This is a genomic window from Rhodococcus sp. 105337 (genome assembly GCF_012844225.1).
Lineage (GTDB): Bacteria > Actinomycetota > Actinomycetes > Mycobacteriales > Mycobacteriaceae > Rhodococcus.
The window spans coordinates 1-779 of the sequence record NZ_JABAGQ010000033.1 but is presented as its reverse complement, the minus strand read 5'-3'; the positions used below and the strand labels follow the sequence as shown (position 1 = coordinate 779).

The window sequence follows — 779 nt, the reverse complement described above, 5'->3', positions numbered from 1 at the left end:
GCTCTGACGGATTGTAAGCGCACGGTTTCAGGTACTATTTCACTCCCCTCCCGGGGTACTTTTCATCTTTCCCTCACGGTACTTGTCCGCTATCGGTCACCAGGGAGTATTCAGGCTTATCGGGTGGTCCCGACAGATTCACACCAGATTTCACGGGCCCGGTGCTACTTGGGTATTCACATCAACAGTCACCATGTTTTCGTCTACGGGACTCTCACCCTCTACGACAGGCCGTTCCAGACCACTTCGACTAACACGATGATTTCTTACTGTTGGCCGGCTCAGCAGCGCCGACACAATGAACCCCACAACCCCGCATACACAACCCCTGCCAGGTATCACATGTACACGGTTTAGCCTCTTCCGCTTTCGCTCGCCACTACTCACGGAATCACATGTTGTTTTCTCTTCCTGTGGGTACTGAGATGTTTCACTTCCCCACGTTCCCTCCACACACCCTATATATTCAGATGCGGGTAACACGACATCACTCGTGCTGGGTTTCCCCATTCGGAAATCCTCGGATCACAGCTCGGTTGACAGCTCCCCGAGGCATATCGCAGCCTCCCACGTCCTTCATCGGCTCCTGGTGCCAAGACATCCACCGTACGCTCATAAACACTTACTAACAAAGATGCTCGCGTCCACTGTGCAGTTCTCAAACAACACACAACAACCCCTACCGGAACCCACCCACAGGCGGAGAACTTTCGCAGATCATCGTCGCTGACAAAACACTCGCGTGTTCTCTCAGGACCCAACAGTGCACCGATATAACC

1 rRNA gene is annotated in these 779 nt (G+C 53.3%); it reads right to left on the bottom strand.

The features are described from left to right. A 23S ribosomal RNA gene (locus HF886_RS20850) occupies nucleotides 1-628 on the bottom strand; the annotation flags it as partial. Nucleotides 629-779 lie beyond the last annotated feature (151 nt).